The organism is Proteus columbae (assembly GCF_009914335.1).
Taxonomy (GTDB): Bacteria; Pseudomonadota; Gammaproteobacteria; order Enterobacterales; family Enterobacteriaceae; genus Proteus.
This window is the reverse complement of the sequence record NZ_CP043925.1, coordinates 3,262,760-3,284,950: the sequence shown is the minus strand read 5'-3', so window position 1 is coordinate 3,284,950 and position 22,191 is coordinate 3,262,760. Positions and strand designations below refer to the sequence as shown.

Sequence of the window (22,191 nt, the reverse complement as noted above, 5' to 3'; positions counted from 1 at the left end):
CTTTGAATTATTGTATTGAAGTGCGCTGTTTTATTTTTAACTTATTAATAACACTAAAATATTATTTCATTGTGATATATTATCAAAGTTAAAATATGAATATCAGTATAAAAAACTAGTCGTAATCATTGATTGAAAACTGTAATAAGTGTTTGTATCGATAATTCTGATTAATAAGTAAATAAAATCTATTTCGTGCCGATAAATGAGTACATTTGTATCACTTTATTACCGGGGTGGATTATTTCATGAGTATTGAAAGATCAGCTAAAGTAGGTTCTATCATATTATTAGCCATTTTCTTATTATCATCTGTATTGTCGTCATTTTTTATTTATAGAATGCAAGAGAACTTCGCATCATTGGATTCTTTGAATACCAGATTGAATAGTGTTCAAGAAGCAAGGTATGAATTAGCGACCATTCGTTCTCACGTCAACTACCTAATGTTGTTGAAAACAATGACGGATGAGAATAAGCAAGAAACAATTAAATCACTTGTTGCTGAAGCGAAAGAGTTGGCGACAAAATCAAAAGCGACTATCGCACATTGGGTAGGCGTGAAGAAGATAAGTCCTGACGCTCAACGTAATTCAGAACAACTATCAGTGTTATTCTATTATCTTCTAGATGAACTTATTGCACCTATCGATACGCTAGATTACACAGAATCAAACCTCTCTGGTGACTTTAATCGTTTATCTGATCTCTTTGATGAATATCTTATGATCACTAAAGCTGTGAATGATGATATTAAAACACAGCAAGCTTGGATGGTTCATCTTTCTATTTATACCTCGATTATTGCGTTAGCCATTATCCTTTCTCTGCTTTATATGGTTATTCGTTGGATAAACAAAACTTTTATCTTCAATCTCAATACATTGTCTTCGATTTTACAAAAAGTGGGGGAGGGAGATTTAAGTTTCACTCTACCTAAGAAACGAAATGATGAGTTTGGAACTTTGTTCTCTAATGTAGGGGATATGCAAACTTCGCTAACATCGACTATTCAACTTGTTAAAGAAGAAGCGCTAGAGATCAAAAAAGGTTCGGCAGAAATTGCTTCTGGCAACCAAGATCTCTCTTCTCGTACTGAGGAGCAAGCAAGTGCTTTACAACAAACAGCAGCAAGTATGGAAGAGATAAAAATCGCAGTAGTGAATAATACGGATAATGCGATTTTAGCAAACTCCATTACCGCAGAAACACGCGATTTAGCGATTGATGGTTCTAACATTATGAATGATGCGATTAACTCAATGAAGAAAATTGAGGTAGGAACATTAAAAGTTGCTGAAATCAATGATGTGGTTAATAACATAGCAAGCCAAACCAATATTCTGGCATTAAACGCAGCCGTTGAAGCGGCGCGTGCAGGTGAGCAAGGCCGTGGATTTACTGTTGTTGCAACAGAAGTGAGAAATTTAGCAGCAAGAAGTGCAGATGCTGCGCGTGAAATTAATCAAATTATCAGAGAATCCGTTGCTGATGTGGCTCATGGCCGTGAGTTAGTTAATAAAACGGGTGAGCATATGCAAGAGATAGTCTCTTCTATTACTAAAGTCAGCGATATTATGCAGGGCATTAGTATTGCATCAGAAGAGCAAAAAGTCGGGATCGAACAAATTGCTGTCGCAATTAACCAAATGGATTCTGTTGTACAGCAAAATGCGGCCTTGGTTGAACAAGGTGCAACATCAACAATGATCTTAGATGAGAAAGCACAAAACTTAACGGATAAAGTTTCAGTCTTTCAAATTAAAGAACAATATTAATCCGTTAAGTTAGTCTGTTAATATTGTATTCAAAACAAGCTCACTCTGAGTGTAAAACTCAAGTGAGCTTTATTATTTAAAATACTTTTGCTCTTTTCTTCTTATTATCTCATTGATAAAAGGCTGGTAGATAAACAGAACTACGCGTATCGTTTATCTTATAATATAAAAAGAAGACTTTTTCTATTCACCTGCTTATCACGAGGTTATCGCATATCGACATAAAACAGTTATTTTATTTAATTGCATTAGATAAAACTCAACATTTTGGTCAAGCGGCTGAAATGTGTCATGTTACGCAACCCACTTTATCTATGCGATTACGTAATTTAGAAAAAGAGCTTGATGTAGTGCTTATTAAGCGAAGTTCTCGTTTTGAAGGATTCACGGAAGAAGGCGAGAAAATTTTAAAATGGGCGAAAACAATGGAATCTGCTTATGATGGATTACAAGCAGAAGCAGCTAGTTTTCGGCAACAGTTATTGGGTCAATTGCGTATAGGTATTGTGCCATTAACCAATTTGAATTCGATGCAAATGTTGCAGAAAATATCATCTGTTTTTCCTGAAATTCGCTTTCAAGTTATGTCTAGTAATAGTGAGAAGATCATCGATTGCCTTAATAGCAATAGTCTTGATATTGGTATCTGTTATTTAGAGAAAGCGAATGCTCAACAACATGAAATTTATGCGTTAAAGCAAACAGCATTGGGGCTTTTATTTCATCGTAATCACTTTATGCCTTCGGCAAAAACGATTTCATGGGATGAAGCTGTTAAATTGCCATTGGCACTACTTAATAAAGAAAATCATTTTAGACAATCGGTTGATCTGGCATTCCAGCGCTATAATTTGCACCCAAAAGTATTAGTTGAAAGTAGTTCTACACTTCATCTTATGCAATCAGTCGATGCAGGATTTTGTGCCTCTATCGTTCCTCTTTCAAAAGGAATAGAAAAATTAAGTCAACATCTTGATGTTGTTCCTATTGCTGATGCCACAATAAATTCTCCTCTTGGTATTATTATTCGGCGAGAAGAGCCTCGCTCAATACTTATTGAAAAATGCTTTACTGAAATGCGTAATTATTTAGTTGATATGAGTTTGTAGATAAAAATAAAAGCTGAGCCTAAAAATAGACCCAGCTTTTTATTTTTTAGTTGAATTAAAACATTAGGCAACTTGCATTTTTTGAGCGTAAATTCTAACGGGGGTCGCTTTATATGAAGGTGTTCCACTTTCTTTATCAATATAGTCCAGTGGAATAAGAACATTAGCTTCAGGGTAATAAGCTGCAACAGTACCCGGTGCAATACTAAATGAAACAACAGTAATATCATTAAGCTGTAGCTTTCTATTTTGACTTACGGTTTCAATAGTTACTTTATCGCCTTCTTTTAAACCTCTTGCGATTAAATCAACCTCACTCATAAAGAGCACATCACGTCTACCGAAAATACCGCGATAGCGGTCATCTAATGCATAAATTGTTGTATTATATTGGTCATGACTACGTATAGTGACTAGGCGTAATATATCTTCTCCAGCGACAGGTTCATTCTCGTTAACTCCGTCAAAAACAGAAAACATCGCTTTGCCTGTTGGGGTATCCCATACTCTATCCACCGCAGGAAGTGGCATACGAAATCCACCAGGTACTCGAATGCGTTGATTATAGTTATCAAAACCTGGGATCGTTTTTTCAATCATGTCACGAATAAGTTCATAACTTTCAGTGAATCTCATCCAAGGCGTTTTGCTATTAGATAACGTAGTGGCAGCCATTTCAGCAACAATAGCGGGTTCTGATTTTAGCAAGGGAGATGCGGGTGTTAATTTACCTGATGATGCATGTACCATCGACATAGAATCTTCAACGGTGATTGATTGGTGTCCTAATGCTTGTATATCGGATTCAGTACGACCTAAACAAGGTAAAATAAAGGTATTTTTAGCGGTTAATAAATGAGAGCGATTTAGTTTTGTTCCAATATGAACACTGAGATCCAATTTTCGCATTGCTGAAAAGGAAAGCTCTGGATCAGGCAATGCCACAGCAAAATTACCACCCAAGCAAATTAATGCTTTTGCTTTACCTTCAACCATTGCTTGCATGGCATTAACAGCATCATGACCATGTTTATAAGGTGGTTTGAAACCGAAGGTTTGTTCTATTTTTTGCAGAAATTCTGTAGAGGGTTTTTCAGTGATCCCTACAGTTCGATTACCTTGAACATTAGAGTGTCCGCGTAGTGGGCATATTCCTGCTCCTTTTTTACCGATATTGCCTTTCATTAATAATAAATCGGCAATTAAGCGAACATTTGCGGTTCCTTTATTATGTTGGGTAATACCCATACCATAAGTAATGATGGTGGCTGGTGAATTCGCATAGAGTCGCGCAACCTTTTCAAGGGAATCTTGTGATAGTCCACTTTCGCTTTCAATATCTTGCCAAGTCGTTTGATTTAGATCGTCAATAACGGCTTCAAATCCTTGAGTGTGTTCTGCAATAAAATCATGATCAAGAATATCGCCACGCTCATTATCCCATGTTAATAAGGTTTTCATTATGCCTTTTAAAGCCGCCGCATCACCTCCCGCCTTAACTTGATAGTAAGATGATGCAATATTGGTTGAGCTATAAGTTACCATCTCAATTACGTTTTGAGGATCTGTAAAGCGCTCTAATGCACGTTCTTTTAATGGGTTTAAGACGACAATGGGAACACCTCGGCGAGCCACTTCATGTAGTGTTCCCATCATTCTAGGGTGGTTGGTGCCGGGATTATGGCCGATAGCAATAATTAATTGTGTACTGTCGAAGTCATCCAAAGAAACTGTACCTTTACCGATGCCAATGGATTGCGGCAATCCTACGCTAGTGGGTTCGTGGCACATATTTGAACAGTCAGGAAAATTGTTAGTGCCATATTCTCTAGCAAAAAGCTGAAATAAATAGGCCGCTTCATTTGAGGCTCTACCTGATGTATAAAATTCCACACTATCTGGTGAAGGAATTTCTCTTAATAGTTCACCAATACGACTAAATGCATGATCCCAAGAGACAGAAATAAGTGTATCAGTAATAGGATCGTAAGAAAGTGGGTGGGTTAAACGACCGTAACCTTCAAGTTCAAAGTCTGATTTTTTCAGTAATTCTGTGACCGTATTCTGAGCTAGAAATTCAGGTGTGACTCTTTTTTTGGTTGCTTCCCAAGTTACGGCTTTGGCACCATTTTCACAAAATTGAAAAGTTGAGTGGTGCTCTTTATCAGGCCATGCACAACCTGGGCAATCAAAGCCATCAGGTTGATTGGTATTAAGCAATGTTTTAGGTGCAATAAATGCATCCATTTGAGTGCGTACCGCGATTGCCGTTGCTTTTAATGCTCCCCATCCTCCAGCGGGTCCGTTATACGGTTTTACTCCAGGAATAGGCAATTTATTTTTACTCATATATACATTCCTAAAACGTAAATAATAATATTTGTTTATAAAAATATTGGCAGGTGAATATGAAAATTAAAATGGTTATATAATTAAATATATATTGATGTCTAAATTAAAGAATATATTTAAATTTATCAACATTAATGGTTAATAAGTATGTAATCCTGAAGTTATATAAACATACGAATTTTCTGTTGTTTAAAAAGTTAAAACAATGTGTCTTATTTGTCAACGAAGCTAACATTCTAAATAGTGCTTTATCGCTATATTTTAAGGCGTGATAGAGCATATCTATCGCTCAATAAAATCAATTTATTTGACTAACTGTTATAGGCTGGTTAAAAATATTAACACGTTAGTGAATATACACTCTGCAACTCTACATTTTTTAAAATGTACTTGTTAATCAATGTGGTGCAAATTTATTATCGATATATATTTAAATATATAAAATTGATTATTATTTCTATTTTTATTAGAAAAGATAAAGATGATTATATGAATAATATATAAATATAAATTAAATACTTTTATTTTTAATTTTCCAAAAATGGAATAAAGGTAATTGGTATTAATAATTAAAAATTAAGAATAATTTATTTGAGAAAAATAAAAATAGGAAAATAGGAAAATAGAAATGAATAAATTTATGACAAATAGATTTATACTAGGTGGGGCATTATGTTTGGATTAGATGCATTTCACTTAGCTAGAATACAATTTGCTTTCACTGTCTCTTTTCATATTATTTTCCCTGCCATTACAATAGGCTTAGCAAGCTTTTTAGCTTTATTAGAAGGTTTTTGGCTAAAAACAAAAGAGTCGAGTTATCTCACTTTATATCAATTTTGGTATGGGAGTCGTATCGGGACTCGTTATGGCGTACCAATTTGGGACAAACATTAGTCATTTTTTAATAATAAAACCTATTCAAAAAAAAGCACATTGGTATCAAAAAATAGGATGGATGATAATTATTTGGACTTTAAGTGTACTAAGTTTAGCAATTATTGCTTCTTTATTTAAATTATTAATGTACAGTGCGGGAATGAGAACACATTAGCTTTTAAATGATCAGTAACAATAAAAAACAGTGTGATTTTTTACACTGTTTTTTTATATTATTATTTATTGATCATAGTAAATTATAATGTTTATCTGGTCTTACAGTTATCGGTAATGGGGAAATATCTTGCATTTCTAATAAGTTTCTTTCAATTGTATTACAAATGGCATTTAAGGGTAAGTCATTTGCAGATACACCAAAAGGATCTTCTAATTCTTCAGCTAATGAATCCCAAGATAAAAAAGTATAAGAGATAAAAACTGATACAAACGGTGTCATATAATGGAGATCGGCTACCAAAGCAAAAGGTAATAATGTACAAAATAAATAAACAGTACGTTGCAATATCAAAGTATAAGCAAATGGAACTGGGGTATTTGAGATCCGTTCGCAACCTCCGAGTACATCAGATAAATTATTAATATCTTTATTAATTGATTGAAAAATAACGTCACTTATCATCTTGTTATCTCTCAATTCACCTATTTTTAAACCGATATGTAATAAAATACGATTAGTGGGATAAGGGCTATTCATTATTTCATTAAATAAAGTTCGAGGTAATAGGCGGTAAAGATCAACCATTGGATCTGTTTTTCTTAGCTCGTGTTTTAAGCTCCAACTAAAAGCAATTAATAAATTAGAAAAATCTCGATTAAATTGTTTATCTTCAGGTAATAATGCTTTTATATTTCTTAATATATTACGATGAGTAATTAACATATTACCCCATAGGGTTCTGGCTTCCACAAGCCTGCTATAGCTTGCATTATTTCTGAAACCAAGAAATATTGCGATGGCAATACCGAGTAAACTAAAAGGAGCAACTGTTAAGTGTATTCCTAATTGTTCATACCATTGATAAATCAAAATAGCGATAATTGACATAATAACATTAAGGCATAAACGAAAGATTATTTTTGAAAGCACAGAACCATGCCAATCAAATAACCGAAAGAACCAGTGTTGATTAGGACGAATGACCATAATAGTAATTATATAAGACAAGATTTGAATTGTGAGAATATTATTGCAATAAAATAAGAGACTATCTAATTAATTTTTTTGGAAATTTTTTATTTCTTTGAGCTTGTTCTAATTAATTAAAGATTAGGCAATCTATTGGAAATTTTGCTCTATAGTTAAAATATTTATTTTAGATTAAACGAGGATAGTATGAGTGAACTGAATATAAAAGATAAAGATGGTTTCGTAGATACATTTTTAAAATATTATCTAAATGGTGGATTTGGTAGTTTAAATAAGAGTGATATTGATACATTAGTTATGCATTTATTGATGCAATATTGTGATGATTTAAAAAATGATAAAAATTATGAACTAAGTATAAAGTTAAAAATTACAGAAGCTAGAGTTAAATCAATAAAACATAAAGCTAAATTACAATTTCTGCTCAATGATGATGCTGATAATTATATTAAAGGTGAATTTTTTGCATTGTTACATAGAGCGAAATTACAAGGTGAGAGTAAACAGGGGGCTTCAGCAAAAATAATCATGGTTATTGAAGACTTATATGTTAAACAAGGAATTCAAGGAAAATTAAAATCCTTAGGGCATTTCGCAGATAATTCATTTAATAGTGAAATAGTTAAGATATCACAGGAGTCATTCATAGATTTACTTGAAGATTTTTTCTCAGATGATGAGCGTAAAGAGTTAGTTGAAAAAGTGAAAAAAGCAATACCTGATAAAAATTCGATTGAATTTAAAACATTACTGAAAGAGTTTCTAGCTGGAGCTGCTAATAAATCGGGGGAAAAATTTATTGATTTTAGTGTTCTTTTCGCGACAGGAGGAATAAGCGAAATTACAACATGGATAGATAAAATTCAGGAAATGTTTGAGAGCAAATAATTTTAATAGAATTTGGTGGCCCCTACTGGACTTGAACCAGTGACCAAGCGATTATGAGTTTTTGACCAAAATGTTACCTAAAAATACTTTTCATATAATTTCAATTATTTAGATAATTCGTCTCATACCAGTTATTACTTAGAAATACCTCAAAATCCCGCACTCTGGTATCCTATAAGTATCCTAGAGTGCTGCAAGCGATTTGCAGGATACCCTAATCGGTTGGTGTGAGGTTCTGGTGGATACGTTCAAATTCACAAAAGCAAAACTTGAAAGTCTGCCACCTGCAGAGCGAGGGCAGATTGAGTATGGCGATACAGTTGTTAACGGTCTGCGTATCCGTGTGGGAGTCAGCGGGGTAAAGAGCTTTTGCATCTCCAGAAAAAGAAACGGCAAATTCATCCGTGCAACGCTGGGGCGCTTCCCTGATTTGACAATTGATAATGCTAGGGCAAAGGCTCTCGAACTGCTGGGAGATGTTGCAGCTACCGGACAGAACCCGAACGTGGTAAAGCGCACCCATCAGAAAGCAGCTATAACACTAGCGGATGCTTTGGATACCTACATTGAAAACAGAGGGGAGAGGCTGGGATCGAAAACGGCAAAACAGTATTGCTCTATCCTGCAGAATTTTTCTGGCGACTGGATGAAACAGCAACTCTCATCTATCAGCCGGGAACGGGTTGAATTGCGGCATAAAGCAATCACTGACGGAACTGTGTGGTTCGGGGAGGATAAATCAACATTGCGAGCTGGGGTAGGCTCAGGAAGTAAAGCACAGGCTGATCTTTGGGCGCGGGTTCTCCGGGCTATCTACCGTTTTTCTCATGATCATTACCGTGATGATCATGGAAATATTCTGTTGCCTGACCCACCCACAATGGTTCTCAGTACAAAGCGTAAGTGGCACGGTATCGTTAGAAAAACAGAGCGAATAAGAACCAATGATCTTGCCAGATGGTTTAATGCCCTGAGTAGTATTCGTGAACAGGCCGAACAGGAACGGGATGATATCGCCGCTGCTATATGTGATGCCGTAGAAATGTCTATTTTTACCGGGTTACGTAAATCAGAAATATTAGAGCTGACATGGGACAGGGTTAATCTTGGAGGCCGTTATTTCTGGATTGATACGACAAAGAACGGTGATCCGCTTGAGTTGCCTATAACTAATACCCTCTTAGCTTTATTCCGACGTAGGGCAAAGATGAAGTCTGGTGATGGTACTTTGGTTTTTCCGGGCGAAAGAGGGGTTATCAAAGAGTATCGGCATATTATCGAGCGTATCAGTGCGGCTACAGTGCCAGAACCAAATCAGGACTTGTTACAGCCTATCCCGTTTAAATGGCATGATGGTCGCCGGACGTTCGGTACAATAGCGGAGCTGGTGGGGGTAGGAAACTACATTCTCAAACGCTTATTGAACCACAGAACAATGAGAAGCGCTGATGTTACTCAGGGATATTTATATTTTTCTGCTGATGAGTTGAGAGAGCCTGCAGAGAAGATAGAGTATAGGATTTTAAAAAATGCAAATTTAATAAATGAAAGCCTTAGCTTAAATGACCAAATTATTTTGGCATGTCGTAATTTATCTGATGAAGATAAAAAACATTTTTTATTGGAAATTTTAAATAAATAGGTTGTAAATATGAGCAACTACAAAACTAAGATAGATCATGACATGAATGATTTAATAAATGACCCAAGTTTATTAGCAGATATTGTATCTTTAAATCTTATCGAGAATTTTTCAAGAGAATCAGTATCTAAACAATTAAATATCCATCTATCTAAGCTTTCATGGGAGGAGAGAATTAATTTAGCATCAGATATTGAAAGTGAAAAAATATTTGTAGGGTCAAGTATTTTTAGGGATAGTGATGAGATGAAAGATTTATTTTCTTTCTATGAAAGTGGTTTGTCAGATTTAATTAAGTCAGCTGCTATCCATGAGGTAATGGGTTTTGAAAGATTGGCTAAGCAACTTAGAATTAGATATGCCAAATTATTTACTGAAATTATGTATCAATCTATAAGAAGCGATACTGTAGAAAAAGAAATAATATCCAATGTAAATAAGGCGAAGGCTTCAAAACCAAGGAATTCATACTATGATGAAGTAATGGCTGTAATAAAATTGACTTGGGAAAAATATCCCTGTGCAAGCAAAACAGGGTTAATTAATGCTTTATGCTTTCATTACCATGAAAAGGTTAGCAGAAATACCTTGTCAAACTGGGTAAGTAAATCAGGTATGCAGCCGGATAGGCCTAAAAAGTATCTATCTTTTGAATTAGTTTTCCCCAAATAGCCAGTTATTGGGGGCGATAACTGGCTATTGTGCTAGGTTAGCCAGTAATTGTAACCATACAGCATGTTAATGGTCTGAATAAATTAGTTGTTTTCGTTGATAGTTATCACCAATGTTAATTAGAAATATACGGTGATAATTATGCAAACAATCAGAATAGATAAAAAACTTTCCAGAAAAGAAGCTGCAAAAGAGCTTTGTGTCAGTCCGCAAACATTGGCTAATTGGGCCAGTAATGGAAAGATAGATATTCCCTATCATAAAATTGGTAAGAGAAAGGTATTTTACTATCAATCAGACATTGATGCCTATATTGCATCTACCAGAACCACCCACTCTGAGTAGTAGCAAAATAAATTAAAATAGGTATCTAAATTATGAAAAATAAAATTAAGACCGTTACCGGTCAGGGTTTCGCTCACCCTGAAATCAGTCAAACCGATATTTCAGTTATCCGCTTTGAGGGCGTTCAGGTTCGGATTATTAAAATTAACAATGAACCGTGGTTTGTTGCTACAGACCTCTGTGGCGCATTAGAGCAAAGTAATACAGCAAAAGCTGTAAAGAGCCTTGATGAAGACGAAAAGATGACTGTAACTTTAAGTTATAGTCATAATCTCTCTCGCGGAGGAGCTAGAAAATTAATCATTATTTCAGAATCAGGCTTCTACAAACTTATTACCCGTAGTCGTAAAGCAGCTACCAGCGGGACATTAGCGCACCGTTTTAGTAACTGGGTATTTCGTGACGTTATCCCATCAATCCGTAAGACTGGAGCCTATGGTGTTCCGTTTGGATTATTGAATGACTTTACTCGGCGTAGCAATGAGTATCTGAAAATTTCGTCACAGCGCGGGCGGGACCTTCAATCCTGCAAAGCAGAGAAAATCAGTTTAAAGAAAGAGGAAAATCGACTCTGGGATGAATATCAGCCTCAGTTGCCAGCTATGGCAGAGGAGGAACCACAATGAGTGGCATCACAGAATTTAACTCAGCCATTGGCTGGATTAAAAACTATACAAAAATTATCTACCATAACCGAGGGGTTGAAAACCTGATAACCCTAACACCAGATCAGGAGTATCACCCTACTGGAAGTTTTTTGAGGTCACCAATATGGGGACGCTTAAATAACAGACAAGTTATAATCGCCACCGGAAATCTGATACAGGAACAAAATCAAATAGGTGGGAATAGCGAGAAATACCGATGCTTATATCTGAGCAATAAGCTACAGATCTGCAATGCGCTAACCAATAAAAAAGGTAGCACTGCGAATGCTACCTCTTTAAAAAACAACTTTATAAATCATTGTGTAAATGACAATGGTGATAATAACGCAAAATTATTCAATAACCTAGTTCAGCAATTATTGATTGTTAATTATTCACCTGATTGTTTGGGTTTCCGTTTCTCTAATTTTAGTTTTGCCTCACAAGCATCGATAACCCATGATGAGAAATTAGATTTTTCGCGTTCTACACTTGAATTAATTTCTTCAAGTAATTCATGTGGAAAGCGGATGTTTTTCTTTTCTGATTTGTTATTTATATTGCCGGTTGCCATGAATACCAAGTCCTTATCAAGATTATTTGTACACACACCTTACTATAAAAAATCTTTAATAAATAGCATTGACATGTATACCCACTTTATCTTATGGTGGGTGTACACCACGTATTCGTGTGGCTGTAAAAATAACAACGCCCCGAAGTGCTGGAACACTTTCGAGGCGTTTAACCACAACGTTATCAGAGGTAACACTATGGCTATGTATAAGTCTACCCAAACTCACCCTAAATTCCTATGGCGTTTTTTCTCATGCCAGCAATCTAAATACTTTTCTGTTGAAGCGAATAACGAACAGGAAGCCCGCTCACTACTTCCAGATTCCCCTTGCCTTTTCTCTGCTCGTATTCGTCAGGGGGTAAATCGTGCGTAATCCCCAAGTTAATGAGTTTTATACTCATAAAAATGGCGAAACCATCAAAGTATTATCAGTTAGGTTTAATCGAGTAACGTTTATTCGTGATGGTTTTAATAGCCCAGTAATTATGTCTCTTAGCCAATTTAGTAAAGAATACACCTATGTTGGGAGGGATTAATTATGGCGTCTAAAGTATTAAACAAAACGGTTTATGAGTTATTAACCCATGCCATCTCAACGGGTGATTTAGTTAATTTAATTAAAGAAATTGCATGTAATGGCGATCCTGAGTTAGTTCGATTTATTCCCATGCTATCTATTATCGCTTCTGAGCATTGCGGGCAATTAATTACAGATCTTAATTTGATAGAAATTAATTCTAACAATGAGGGAGCTTAGGCATGGCTGATATCTATGATGTTGTTATCCGTCACGATTTAAATCGAATGACGACTCAAGAGTTAAAGAATGTTATTCGTGACTCAGAAGATGCTTGTGCCGGTTTAGCGTTAGGCATGAGAACGGTAGGTCAATTAGCGGCTCATTCCTTAAATAGTGATGAATACACAGACAAGAATGCGAGAGAACATCTCAATGGTATGAGTGATTTATTGATTTATTTACCAAGAATAATTAACGCAATACAGCAAAATCTATTGACGGCTCAATACGAAATTCAGCGTAGAGAGGTAAAACATGATCAGTAAATTACAATTTAATCAATTAGCTGAGCAAGTTCGCCAGTATGAATCACGCTTAGTTGAGTTAGAACAAGTAATTGCTGTTATGCAGCGTAAACATTCTATACCTGAGGGCATGAGTCCATTAACCACATTAGCGTCTGAAATGGGTTTATCCACCAGCAAAGCGGAATTATTAGCTAAAAATTGTGGTGTGCTGGTGGTTCGTCAGGGTAGTCAATTGATTGTTAATGAGTCAAAGTTTAAAGAAGCTGCGGCAATCATTATTAAAGGTGCAAAAAGAAAGGTAGGTAGCAAATATTGGTTTCACCCGTTGATCGGTAAATTCATTATGGCTGGTGGGGTGAAAAAATGAGTATAGCAGGACATAAAAAATTACCAGAGTGGTCTGACTCTTTATTCGCTACAGTTTATTTGTGGGTAAAAAGAGGAACACCACCTCAAAAGGCAGATACTGACGCATCCATTTTACGTTACCCGCAAGATCATCGTTTAAATGCGCTGGCCATTCGTATGCGCTCATTGGTTATGGAGGGGGAAATTACTCCTGATTGGTTTATTGAACAAGGCTACCATTCTTCAAAGGAGCCTGACAAAGCCGAAAGTAAACGTAAATCTTTAGTTTTAGAATTTATAGACGAAAGTGAATTACGGCAGGTTTTATCTGATGTTGCTAGGGCTGATTATTTGTGGCCTCGTGACTATGAGAAAACAGCAGATGTGATTGCTATTAACCGGTTAGGTGATGGAACACGTATTACTGCTGAGGATGTTGATATGTTGGATGAAGTCAACAAAACCTATACGCATGTTTATGCTTTTGGCGATCACCATGTTGTTAGTATGCGTCCTAATCCAGTTACTGGGGAAACACATTGCTTTCAAACATTGAACTCATTCAGAAATAATTTTCTTGATCAAGGTAGGGTTGTTGGTCGTCGATTGGGTGAAGCATGGTTAAATTGGCCTGGTCATTCAAAGCAATTAGGAGGTGTTGGCTTTTATCCAAATCCTGAAAATTGCCCTAAAGAAGTTTATAACCTGTACACAGGATTAAGTATTGAACCTGTAGCGGGTGATGTTATTCCCTACCTTGAGCATTTAGAAAAGGTAATTTGCGCGGGCGACAATGAAACTTATCAATATCTTGTTGGTTGGCTAGCTCATTTATTTCAGAAGCCCGAAGAAAAACCCTCTGTTGCCATTGTGATGAAATCCATAGAGGGTACAGGTAAGGGGTCCATGGTTCGTCCATTGTTAGAGATATTAGGCATGTATGCTATTCAAGTGAATGGTTCTGGTCAAATAGCCGGACGTTTTAATAGCACCATAGCAAATAAGCTATTTGTATTTGTGGATGAAGCTGATTTAACTGATGGGCGTACAGCAGAAAAGTTAAAGGCAATTATTAGCGAGGACACGGTTAACTTAGAGCGAAAAGGTAAAGATCCCGAAATCATGCCGAACTATGCCCGTTTTATTTTTGCAAGTAACCGTGACAGGGTGATTAATGCTGGGTTACGGGAAAGGCGTTACCTTGTGTTAGAACCAGATATGATTTATGCACAAAACAAAGGTTATTTTGACCGTTTACATCAATGGATAAATGATAACGGCGCACAAAAGTTATTGGCGTGGTTATTGTCGTATGACTTAACACACTTTGATCCAAGACGTGCGCCAGTTACTGCTGCATTAGTTGAAGAGAAGTTAGCCAGTATGCCACCTGTCTATCAATTTTTTTATAGTGAACTATGGAGCCAACAACCGTTTAAATCTCAAACTCGAATTTACACTACGGAGCTAGTGGACTCTTTTATGCTTTGGAGTGAAGCCAATGGCGAAAATATTAAACCTCCTGCCGCACGTTCTACGGTTGGTCGTATCATGAGGACATTGGGAATCCAAGTAGCAGGGCGTTCAGATAGAGGTAATGGGCGTTATTATGACCTCCCTGCTATTGGCGAAATAAAATCTTCGTTTGCAGCAATATTAGGGGAAAAGACTGAAAAACTTTTCTCATAACACATGCACGAGAGATTTGCTGTACCACCTAACCCAATATCAAGGATGTTCAGATAAACAAAGGCTTTAAGGGTGGTATAGCAAAAGGTACAGATAGAATTATACCTATACCACCTATACCAAAAATCTGTACAGGTGGTTTAGGTTAAAAAATAATCAAACCATATTAAAAACCACCATAATCATTTGTTTTAAAATGAATTTTAACTAAGTGGTACAGGTGGCTTAGCAAAAACCATGATTTTACTAGAAAGCGTTATTTAGACTAAATGATAGACAGTATAGGATTGATAATATGAATGATATGACAACGTTACGTAATGAATATTTAGATGATTGTCAGATTGATGATTTAGAAACTATGTCCCTTGAGGAATACAAATATCATGTGAAAATGGATCATTTTTTGTTTGTTGAAGGGCATGGCATTTTAGTTGATGACTTCACAGGTCGTCGTTTTGCAGCAAGTAAGGAGCAATTGGATATACTCATTGCTTATTTACAGGAAGAGCGAGGAAAAATGCCAAAGCATGATAAACGCTATCTTTAAAAGTAAAGTTATGTAAATTAATATTACTCATGTTTTTGTATGTTTACTGTGTAATAACTTAGGTGTTTTCTTTAAGTTTTTCAGATATATATTAAGAAGTGGCACTCAGACGTGAGCCGCCACTTGACCGTTTAATCCTTGCTCATCAGACAGGTATCTCCAGTTAAACGGTCTCCCCTATTTCCGAGCTGGTTTCACGTCTTAACATTTTATTGTTTACGGAAACCACTTCATGAAAAAACTACTCGAATTACGCCAACAAAAGGCAACTCTCACCGAGCAAATGCGCTCACTGCTCACTAAAGCAGAAACAGAAAAACGCTCACTCACCGAAGATGAAGCAAAAAACTTTGATGAATTGCGTAGTCAGTCGGAGTCTCTGAATACTGAAATTGCCCGTTATGAAGCGATTGCAGAGGAAGAACGCAGTCAAACAGGTAAGCTCGTATTAGGTGATAAAGCCGTCAGTAATGATGAATTACGTCATTATATCCTGACAGGGGAAACCCGCACTTTATCGACAGGGGTTCCGGCTGATGGTGGCTATACTGTTATTCCTGAACTGAATAAGCAGATTATGCAGCAATTAACCGATGATTCGGTGATGCGTAAAATCTGTACTGTCAAAACCACGCACAGCAACGAATATAAACAACTGGTTTCTGTGGGTGGGGCAAAGGTCAATCATGGTGAAGAAGGTCAAGCCCGCACCGAAACAGGTACACCAAAGTTAGAAGAAGTCAGTATCAAATTATTCCCTATCTACGCCTACCCCAAAACCACGCAAGAAATTATTGATTTTAGTGATGTGGATATTCTTAGCTGGTTAACCACTGAAATTGGCGACACGTTTGTTGATACCGAAGAAACCGATCTTGTCACGGGTGATGGTACGAAAAAAGCAAAAGGATTCTTAGCTTATCCTCGTGAAGCTAAAACCGATAAAGTGCGCGCGTTTGGTACATTAGAAAAACTGGAAGTTGCCAGCATTGAAGCCGATAGCCTGATTGACCTGAAATTCAAATTACGTGCGAAATACCGCAAAAATGCCGTTTGGGTGATGAATTCCAATACTGCCGCTAAAGTGCAGAAACTGAAAAATGGCAATGGTGATTATATCTGGCGTGACCGTTTACAGTCTGGCGATCCTGATACCTTATTAGGCTTACCGGTTCATTACCTCGAAAACATGGCTGATGATGTGATTGCATTAGGTGACTTTAAACGCGGTTACTTCATTGTGGATCATGAAACGGGTACACGTACTCGCCCTGACAATATTACTGAACCTGGCTTTATCAAAGTTCACACCGATAAATATTTAGGCGGTGGGCTGGTGGATTCTAACGCCATTAAAGTGTTGGAAGTTAAAGTCGCGGGTAAATAACTCAAGGGGCGTTCCTGTGATCTCAGGAGCGCTCTTTTTTGTCAGGAATAGGCTATGAAAAATACCGAGTTAGAAATCCGTACTGCAACACTTTCTGCCAGTGATAAAAAACTTATCGGTTATGTGATTAAGTGGGGCTTACGCTCTCATGTGCTTTGGGATGAGTTTGTCGAGCAATTTGCCCAAAATGCGTTTAGTAACAGCTTATCAAAAGGGAGTGATGTCAGGGCGTTATACGAACATGATTACACAAACCTATTGGGGCGCACGACTTCTGGCACATTACAACTCACCGAAGATGAAACAGGGTTACGTTTTGAACTCACTCCGCCTGATACGCAACTAGGGCGTGATGTTCTCACCTTGGTTGAACGAGGTGATATTGACGGTATGAGTTTTGGTTTCCGAGCGATTAAAGATCAGTGGGATATTGGTCAAGAGCCGTATGTCAGAACTGTATTAGAAGCCGAACTCCATGAAATCACCATCACCAGTTTACCCGCTTATCCTGATAGTGGCGTAGAAATTGCCAAACGCTCCTTAACACTCAGTAAACCGCAAGCGGTAAAAGATTTTGACCGCTGGTTACAATTGGTTGAGGTGGAATAATGTGGCCATTCAAACGTAAAGCCTCCGAATCCCGCAGTTTAAGTATTGATGAGTTTCTTTCTCTGGCAGGGGTATCTAACACAAACTCAGGGGAACACGTTAGCTCGTCGACAGCGGAGGGCTTACCTGCCGTGATGAATGCGGTGACGGTCATTAGTGAAGCCATTGCCTCCATGCCGTGTTTTCTGTATCGGGTACACAATGATAAAGGGCGTGAATCACGAGAGTGGTTAAGTGATCATCCTGTTGATTATCTTCTCAATGAAAACCCGAATGACTGTCAGACCGCTTTTCAATTTAAGCGCACGTTAATGCGTCATTGTTTGCTCAATGGTAACGCCTATGCGGTGATTGCGTGGGGCAAAGATGGACAGCCTAAATCAATACATCCTTATCCTCCTAGTGCGGTGGTGATTAATCGACTTGGGGATCACCGATACAGTTATACCGTGACTGAACCGTATAGCGGTAAGGTGAAAACCTATCTACAAGAAGAAATCTTGCATTTACGTTATGCGACTGATGACGGTTTTTTAGGACGCTCACCCGTCACGATTTGCCGTGAAACATTGGGCCTAGGATTAGCTCAACAACGACACGGCGCGAGTATCATGAAAGACGGCATGATGGCATCTGGCATTATTAAATCGGGTGAATGGCTCGATAGCCTCAAAGGAACTAAGGCATTAGAAGCCCTAGAACGCTACAAAGGGGCACGTAATGCAGGGAAAACCCCCATTCTTGAGGGGGGCATGGAATATGAACAATTAGGCATGAGTAACCAAGATGCGGAGTGGTTAGCCTCAAGGCGTTTTACCATTGAAGATATTGCCCGTATGTTCAACATTAGCCCCATCTTTTTACAAGAGTATTCCAACAGTACCTACAGTAACTTTAGTGAGGCAAGTCGTGCCTTACTGACCATCACTATGCGCCCATGGTTAGCCAACTTTGAGCAACAAATTAAATCAGCGCTATTACTGACTTCGCCCACACCGAATATTCGTTATCAAGTGGAATTTGATACGGCAGATTTACTCCGCGCTAATCCCACCGAACGTTTTCGCAGTTATGAAACCGCGATTAAGTCGGGGGTCATGTGTCCGAATGAAGCCCGTGAGCGTGAGGGATTGCCTCCTCGTGAAGGCGGTGATGAATTTAGTCAGGCATGGAAACAGACCGTTGAAGTTAAAAAAGAACCTGATGGGGTGAACGATGACTAAACCCGAAATCACCTTAGAGGAAGTGAAATTGCATTGTCGTATAGATAATGATTATGACGATGAAATATTAATCGTGTATGCCGAAGCCGCATTAGAAGTTTGCCAACAACATATCGGTAAACGATTTGAAGATGGATTGTCGTTCACTCCTGCGATCAAGGTGGGCTGTTTAATGTATATCAGTTTGCTTTATGAGAACCGAGAGATGATAGGCAGTGATGGATTAAAAGAAGTTCCGCTTACTATTCATTCTCTGTGGTCAACCTATCGAGATGTGGGAGTGTACTAGATGCCATGGCAACCCCTAAAGCGTTGTAGTTATCAAGGCTGTAATAAACGTGTGAAGTCTGGACGGTGTGATGAACATAAACGAGAAGCCAGACGACAACAGGATAGTAAGCGAGGCTCAAGGCGTGAGCGAGGTTATACGCCTACATGGGATAAGTACCGTTTGCACTATCTCAAGTTAAACCCGTTGTGTGTGCATTGTCTTAAGAATGGCGTGTATACCCCTGCAACTATCGTTGACCACATTATCCCGATTGATGGCGGTAATGATGTGTTGTTCTGGCCTGATTGGAATCACCAGTCACTATGTCATGGCTGTCACAACACCAAAACCTTTAAGCATGACCCTCTTACTAAACAGAAGCGTAAGAACGGAGACTACCGTGAGCAGGAAGATCAGGCCACACACCGCAATGACTGGATATATGAGCACAACCGCAATGAGTGATGATGAAGTAAATCAGATAGTTAAAGGACTCTTAAAGCACAGTGAACCATACCGTCAATCGAAACTAAAACAGTCTGTGAAGCCCATAGCAAGGCGCAAGAGTGAACGCGATAAGGCGCTAATGGAATGTTTCAGGAATCGGTAGGAAAACGTATATAGGGGGTAGGGGAGTTAAAAATGACAAATGCTTCATCCCGTGGCACCGAACGCCTCCTCGAATTTTTACGCACGGTAATTTTTTTGAAAATAATTTACTAGGAAATAGAAATACTTATGGCAAGAGCACCTAAACCCCCCGTTTATCTTAATGAGATAGCGACGAAAGAGTGGAAAACAAAAGCCAAAATATTGGCAGAACGTGACGATCTGACGTTAGCTGATTGGAACAATTTAGAATTGTATTGCGTCAATTACGCGATGTACCGTAAAGCGGTTGAAGACTTAGATACTCGAGGGTTTAGCATTATCAATAGTCAAGGCAGTGAGAGCCGTAATCCCTCATTGAGTGCCAAGGCTGATGCTGAAAAAATCATGATTAAAATGTCTTCCTTACTGGGGTTCGATCCCGTTTCTCGTCGTAAAAATCCAATTGAAACCGAGGAAGAGGACGAATTAGATCGCCTATGAACGCATGGGAGCAGTACGCAAGTGACATCAAAACAGGCAAAATCCCCGCCTGTCAGCGGTTAAAACAAGCTGTTGAACGTTACTATAATGACTTAAATAATCCGCTTTATACCTTTGATAATGAGGTCGTAGAGCGTTTTATCGGGTTCTCCCGTGTTTGCCCGCATGTTAAAGGGCACTTGCGAGGTAAGCCGATAGAGCTTGAACCGTGGCAACAATTTGCCTTTGCGAATCTCCTTGGTTTCAAGGTGATCTCAACGGGGCGAAGAAAATACCGCAGTGCTTATATTCAGGTTCCCCGCAAAAATGCAAAATCTACCGTTGCGGCAATACTGGCTAATTGGTTCTTGGTGATGGAAAACGGGCAGCAAGATATTTATACCGCTGCAGTGAGCCGAGATCAGGCGCGTATTGTTTTTGATGATGCCCGTCAAATGTGTGTGCTGTCTAAACCGCTTAAAAAACGGGTGGCCATACAGCAACATAAAGTCATTAATCCGAAACGTAATAGCTTATTGAAACCTCTTGCCGCTAAAGCCGCCACGATTGAGGGAACTAATCCCAGTTTAGCCATTGTTGATGAATATCACTTACACCCTGATAATGCGGTTTATTCTGCTCTTGAGTTAGGGATGGGTGCGCGTCCTGAGGGTATTTTATTTGCGATCACAACGTCAGGAAGCAATGTCATTTCAGCCTGTAAACAACATTATGATTATTGTTGTCAAATCCTCGCTGGTGAAGAACAAAATGAATCGTTATTTGCTTTGATTTATGAACTTGATGACGAAAAAGAAATTGACGATGAACGCTTGTGGATAAAGGCAAACCCCAATCTTAATGTGTCGGTTGATGGTGATGCTTTGTATGACACGATACAAAAGGCGCGAGGCATTCCCTCACAATGGACGGAAATGTTAACTAAACGCTTTAATATCTGGTGTCAGGGTGAAACGCCTTGGATGGGCGAGGGCGCATGGTTAGCGTGTAAAATGGACTATACCGAAATAGACCTTAAAGGCTTGGCGTGTTATGCGGGAATGGACTTATCTTCTACGGGTGATATTACCAGTGTCTGCTATACCTTTCCTGTTGATAATGAATTGTTATTATTGACTCGTCACTATATCCCCGAAGCGCAGTTACAGAACCCCGCCAATAAGAACAGGGCGATTTACCGTCAATGGGTTAAATCAGGTTGGCTTCGTACCACTCCTGGTGATTGTATTGATTATGATCGCATTCGTGATGATGTGCTTAGAGACAGCCAACAATTTAATATCAAATTGACAGGATTTGATACATGGAACGCTACCCATTTAAGGACACAGCTACAAGGTGCGGGGTTAGATGTTGAGCCATTCCCTCAAACTTACATGAAGTTTAGCCCTGTGGCGAAATCAGCCGAGGTATTCGTTAATCGTAAAATCATTCGTCACAATGGTGATCCCGTGCTTGCGTGGGCGATGGCTAATGTTGTCATGGAAACCGACGCAAACGCGAATATCAAGCCCAATAAAAAGAAGTCAGCCAACAAAATAGACCCGGCCATTGCGTTTCTGATGAGTTTCGGGACGTGGCAGATTGAACATGAGGACTTTGCTTTCAGCCTGACCAGTGAACAGCAGCAGCGCCTTGATACATTTAACGGTATTTAACGGGGGAACTATGACAACTGCAATTGATAACGATCCGCAGGTGACAATCCGCCTGGGCGGTATCCTGGGAAAAATAAAGGAGTTATGCTGTTAACGTAACTCCTTGATAAATTTGGTGGCCCCTACTGGACTTGAACCAGTGATCAAGCGATTATGAGCCCCAAGTTAAACTCATATAAAACAATAAATTACTATTTTTCAATGTGTTGCACCGTCGAATAGTGGAGGATTTTAAAGTATCATGACTAGATGTTCTGCCA

25 protein-coding genes are annotated in these 22,191 nt (G+C 38.2%); 23 read left to right on the top strand and 2 right to left on the bottom strand.

Going from position 1 to position 22,191, the window contains the following annotated elements; genetic code table 11:
* Positions 1–248 precede the first annotated feature (248 nt).
* Both F1325_RS15365 and F1325_RS15360 read left to right on the top strand, forming a co-directional pair.
* Entirely contained in the window at positions 249–1,778 is a 1,530-nt protein-coding gene (locus tag F1325_RS15365) for a methyl-accepting chemotaxis protein (protein ID WP_160230675.1), read from the top strand.
* A 215-nt stretch (positions 1,779–1,993) separates the two neighbouring features.
* Entirely contained in the window at positions 1,994–2,887 is an 894-nt protein-coding gene (locus tag F1325_RS15360; RefSeq protein ID WP_198795410.1) for a LysR family transcriptional regulator, read from the top strand.
* Positions 2,888–2,950: 63 nt separating this feature from the next.
* On the opposite strand, the gene F1325_RS15355 is transcribed toward F1325_RS15360, so the two are convergent.
* On the bottom strand, positions 2,951–5,236 hold the full coding sequence (locus tag F1325_RS15355; RefSeq protein WP_109373016.1) for an FdhF/YdeP family oxidoreductase: 2,286 nt from the start codon (positions 5,234–5,236) through the stop codon (positions 2,951–2,953).
* A gap of 675 nt (positions 5,237–5,911) precedes the next feature.
* On the opposite strand from F1325_RS15355, the gene F1325_RS15350 reads away from it, so the two are divergent.
* Positions 5,912–6,136 carry a cytochrome ubiquinol oxidase subunit I gene (locus tag F1325_RS15350; RefSeq protein ID WP_167514935.1) on the top strand — a complete coding sequence of 75 codons (225 nt, stop codon included), beginning with the start codon at positions 5,912–5,914 and terminating at the stop codon, positions 6,134–6,136.
* Positions 6,108–6,293 (top strand): DUF2474 domain-containing protein, encoded by a 186-nt coding sequence (locus F1325_RS19205; protein WP_167514951.1) that lies wholly within the window; start codon positions 6,108–6,110, stop codon positions 6,291–6,293. The genes F1325_RS15350 and F1325_RS19205 overlap by 29 nt, the downstream gene beginning before the upstream one ends.
* A 72-nt stretch (positions 6,294–6,365) precedes the next feature.
* Here F1325_RS19205 and F1325_RS15345 read toward each other — a convergent pair whose 3' ends face one another.
* A complete protein-coding gene (locus F1325_RS15345; RefSeq protein ID WP_160230674.1) occupies positions 6,366–7,283 on the bottom strand; it encodes a bestrophin family protein in 918 nt (305 codons plus the stop codon).
* A 189-nt stretch (positions 7,284–7,472) separates the two neighbouring features.
* Between F1325_RS15345 and F1325_RS15340 the strand changes: the two genes are divergently transcribed.
* The 19 genes from F1325_RS15340 (at position 7,473) to F1325_RS15245 (ending at position 21,931) form a co-directional block, all read left to right on the top strand.
* The gene (locus F1325_RS15340) at positions 7,473–8,174 is read left to right on the top strand and encodes a hypothetical protein (protein ID WP_109373018.1); all 702 of its coding nucleotides are present in this window, start codon (positions 7,473–7,475) and stop codon (positions 8,172–8,174) included.
* A gap of 238 nt (positions 8,175–8,412) precedes the next feature.
* Positions 8,413–9,816 (top strand): tyrosine-type recombinase/integrase, encoded by a 1,404-nt coding sequence (locus F1325_RS15335; RefSeq protein ID WP_160230673.1) that lies wholly within the window; start codon positions 8,413–8,415, stop codon positions 9,814–9,816.
* Positions 9,817–9,825: 9 nt separating this feature from the next.
* Positions 9,826–10,488, top strand: a complete 663-nt coding sequence (locus F1325_RS19425; RefSeq protein ID WP_244313526.1) for a hypothetical protein — start codon at positions 9,826–9,828, stop codon at positions 10,486–10,488.
* 141 nt (positions 10,489–10,629) lie between these two features.
* Positions 10,630–10,833 carry a helix-turn-helix transcriptional regulator gene (locus F1325_RS15325; RefSeq protein ID WP_160230672.1) on the top strand — a complete coding sequence of 68 codons (204 nt, stop codon included), beginning with the start codon at positions 10,630–10,632 and terminating at the stop codon, positions 10,831–10,833.
* 32 nt (positions 10,834–10,865) lie between these two features.
* Entirely contained in the window at positions 10,866–11,459 is a 594-nt protein-coding gene (locus F1325_RS15320) for a BRO-N domain-containing protein (protein WP_151251038.1), read from the top strand.
* Positions 11,456–12,430, top strand: a complete 975-nt coding sequence (locus tag F1325_RS19580; protein ID WP_432277989.1) for a host cell division inhibitor Icd-like protein — start codon at positions 11,456–11,458, stop codon at positions 12,428–12,430. Before F1325_RS15320 ends, F1325_RS19580 begins: the two co-directional genes overlap by 4 nt.
* Positions 12,423–12,593 (top strand): DUF4222 domain-containing protein, encoded by a 171-nt coding sequence (locus F1325_RS15305; protein ID WP_160230671.1) that lies wholly within the window; start codon positions 12,423–12,425, stop codon positions 12,591–12,593. The genes F1325_RS19580 and F1325_RS15305 overlap by 8 nt, the downstream gene beginning before the upstream one ends.
* A gap of 2 nt (positions 12,594–12,595) precedes the next feature.
* A complete protein-coding gene (locus F1325_RS15300; RefSeq protein WP_160230670.1) occupies positions 12,596–12,814 on the top strand; it encodes a hypothetical protein in 219 nt (72 codons plus the stop codon).
* Between the two features lie 2 nt (positions 12,815–12,816).
* Positions 12,817–13,122 carry a hypothetical protein gene (locus F1325_RS15295; protein WP_151251035.1) on the top strand — a complete coding sequence of 102 codons (306 nt, stop codon included), beginning with the start codon at positions 12,817–12,819 and terminating at the stop codon, positions 13,120–13,122.
* Complete coding sequence (locus F1325_RS15290; RefSeq protein WP_151251034.1) at positions 13,112–13,471, top strand: hypothetical protein; 360 nt, start codon at positions 13,112–13,114, stop codon at positions 13,469–13,471. The genes F1325_RS15295 and F1325_RS15290 overlap by 11 nt, the downstream gene beginning before the upstream one ends.
* Positions 13,468–15,141: a DUF5906 domain-containing protein gene (locus tag F1325_RS15285; RefSeq protein WP_160230669.1), complete on the top strand. Its 1,674-nt coding sequence runs from the start codon at positions 13,468–13,470 to the stop codon at positions 15,139–15,141. The genes F1325_RS15290 and F1325_RS15285 overlap by 4 nt, the downstream gene beginning before the upstream one ends.
* Before the next feature lie 295 nt (positions 15,142–15,436).
* Positions 15,437–15,691, top strand: coding sequence for a hypothetical protein (locus F1325_RS15280; RefSeq protein ID WP_160230668.1), 255 nt, complete (start codon positions 15,437–15,439; stop codon positions 15,689–15,691).
* 232 nt (positions 15,692–15,923) lie between these two features.
* Entirely contained in the window at positions 15,924–17,078 is a 1,155-nt protein-coding gene (locus tag F1325_RS15275; protein WP_160230667.1) for a phage major capsid protein, read from the top strand.
* A gap of 54 nt (positions 17,079–17,132) precedes the next feature.
* Entirely contained in the window at positions 17,133–17,687 is a 555-nt protein-coding gene (locus F1325_RS15270; protein ID WP_160230666.1) for an HK97 family phage prohead protease, read from the top strand.
* Positions 17,687–18,910, top strand: coding sequence for a phage portal protein (locus tag F1325_RS15265; RefSeq protein WP_160230665.1), 1,224 nt, complete (start codon positions 17,687–17,689; stop codon positions 18,908–18,910). The genes F1325_RS15270 and F1325_RS15265 overlap by 1 nt, the downstream gene beginning before the upstream one ends.
* Positions 18,903–19,199, top strand: a complete 297-nt coding sequence (locus F1325_RS15260) for a head-tail connector protein (RefSeq protein WP_160230664.1) — start codon at positions 18,903–18,905, stop codon at positions 19,197–19,199. The genes F1325_RS15265 and F1325_RS15260 overlap by 8 nt, the downstream gene beginning before the upstream one ends.
* Positions 19,200–19,646: an HNH endonuclease gene (locus tag F1325_RS15255; protein ID WP_160230663.1), complete on the top strand. Its 447-nt coding sequence runs from the start codon at positions 19,200–19,202 to the stop codon at positions 19,644–19,646.
* Positions 19,647–19,919: 273 nt separating this feature from the next.
* Positions 19,920–20,273 (top strand): phage terminase small subunit P27 family, encoded by a 354-nt coding sequence (locus F1325_RS15250; protein ID WP_160230662.1) that lies wholly within the window; start codon positions 19,920–19,922, stop codon positions 20,271–20,273.
* Entirely contained in the window at positions 20,270–21,931 is a 1,662-nt protein-coding gene (locus tag F1325_RS15245) for a terminase large subunit (protein WP_160230661.1), read from the top strand. Before F1325_RS15250 ends, F1325_RS15245 begins: the two co-directional genes overlap by 4 nt.
* Positions 21,932–22,191: the final 260 nt, after the last annotated feature.

Coding starts and splice junctions, on each gene's coding strand:
- F1325_RS15365 (WP_160230675.1), top strand. CDS start 249: ATGAGTATTGAAAGATCAGCTAAAGTAGGTTCTATCATATTATTAGCC.
- F1325_RS15355 (WP_109373016.1), bottom strand. CDS start 5,236: ATGAGTAAAAATAAATTGCCTATTCCTGGAGTAAAACCGTATAACGGA.
- F1325_RS15350 (WP_167514935.1), top strand. CDS start 5,912: ATGTTTGGATTAGATGCATTTCACTTAGCTAGAATACAATTTGCTTTC.
- F1325_RS19205 (WP_167514951.1), top strand. CDS start 6,108: ATGGCGTACCAATTTGGGACAAACATTAGTCATTTTTTAATAATAAAA.
- F1325_RS15345 (WP_160230674.1), bottom strand. CDS start 7,283: ATGGTCATTCGTCCTAATCAACACTGGTTCTTTCGGTTATTTGATTGG.
- F1325_RS15340 (WP_109373018.1), top strand. CDS start 7,473: ATGAGTGAACTGAATATAAAAGATAAAGATGGTTTCGTAGATACATTT.
- F1325_RS19425 (WP_244313526.1), top strand. CDS start 9,826: ATGAGCAACTACAAAACTAAGATAGATCATGACATGAATGATTTAATA.
- F1325_RS15325 (WP_160230672.1), top strand. CDS start 10,630: ATGCAAACAATCAGAATAGATAAAAAACTTTCCAGAAAAGAAGCTGCA.
- F1325_RS15320 (WP_151251038.1), top strand. CDS start 10,866: ATGAAAAATAAAATTAAGACCGTTACCGGTCAGGGTTTCGCTCACCCT.
- F1325_RS19580 (WP_432277989.1), top strand. CDS start 11,456: ATGAGTGGCATCACAGAATTTAACTCAGCCATTGGCTGGATTAAAAAC.
- F1325_RS15300 (WP_160230670.1), top strand. CDS start 12,596: ATGGCGTCTAAAGTATTAAACAAAACGGTTTATGAGTTATTAACCCAT.
- F1325_RS15295 (WP_151251035.1), top strand. CDS start 12,817: ATGGCTGATATCTATGATGTTGTTATCCGTCACGATTTAAATCGAATG.
- F1325_RS15290 (WP_151251034.1), top strand. CDS start 13,112: ATGATCAGTAAATTACAATTTAATCAATTAGCTGAGCAAGTTCGCCAG.
- F1325_RS15285 (WP_160230669.1), top strand. CDS start 13,468: ATGAGTATAGCAGGACATAAAAAATTACCAGAGTGGTCTGACTCTTTA.
- F1325_RS15280 (WP_160230668.1), top strand. CDS start 15,437: ATGAATGATATGACAACGTTACGTAATGAATATTTAGATGATTGTCAG.
- F1325_RS15275 (WP_160230667.1), top strand. CDS start 15,924: ATGAAAAAACTACTCGAATTACGCCAACAAAAGGCAACTCTCACCGAG.
- F1325_RS15270 (WP_160230666.1), top strand. CDS start 17,133: ATGAAAAATACCGAGTTAGAAATCCGTACTGCAACACTTTCTGCCAGT.
- F1325_RS15265 (WP_160230665.1), top strand. CDS start 17,687: ATGTGGCCATTCAAACGTAAAGCCTCCGAATCCCGCAGTTTAAGTATT.
- F1325_RS15260 (WP_160230664.1), top strand. CDS start 18,903: ATGACTAAACCCGAAATCACCTTAGAGGAAGTGAAATTGCATTGTCGT.
- F1325_RS15255 (WP_160230663.1), top strand. CDS start 19,200: ATGCCATGGCAACCCCTAAAGCGTTGTAGTTATCAAGGCTGTAATAAA.
- F1325_RS15250 (WP_160230662.1), top strand. CDS start 19,920: ATGGCAAGAGCACCTAAACCCCCCGTTTATCTTAATGAGATAGCGACG.
- F1325_RS15245 (WP_160230661.1), top strand. CDS start 20,270: ATGAACGCATGGGAGCAGTACGCAAGTGACATCAAAACAGGCAAAATC.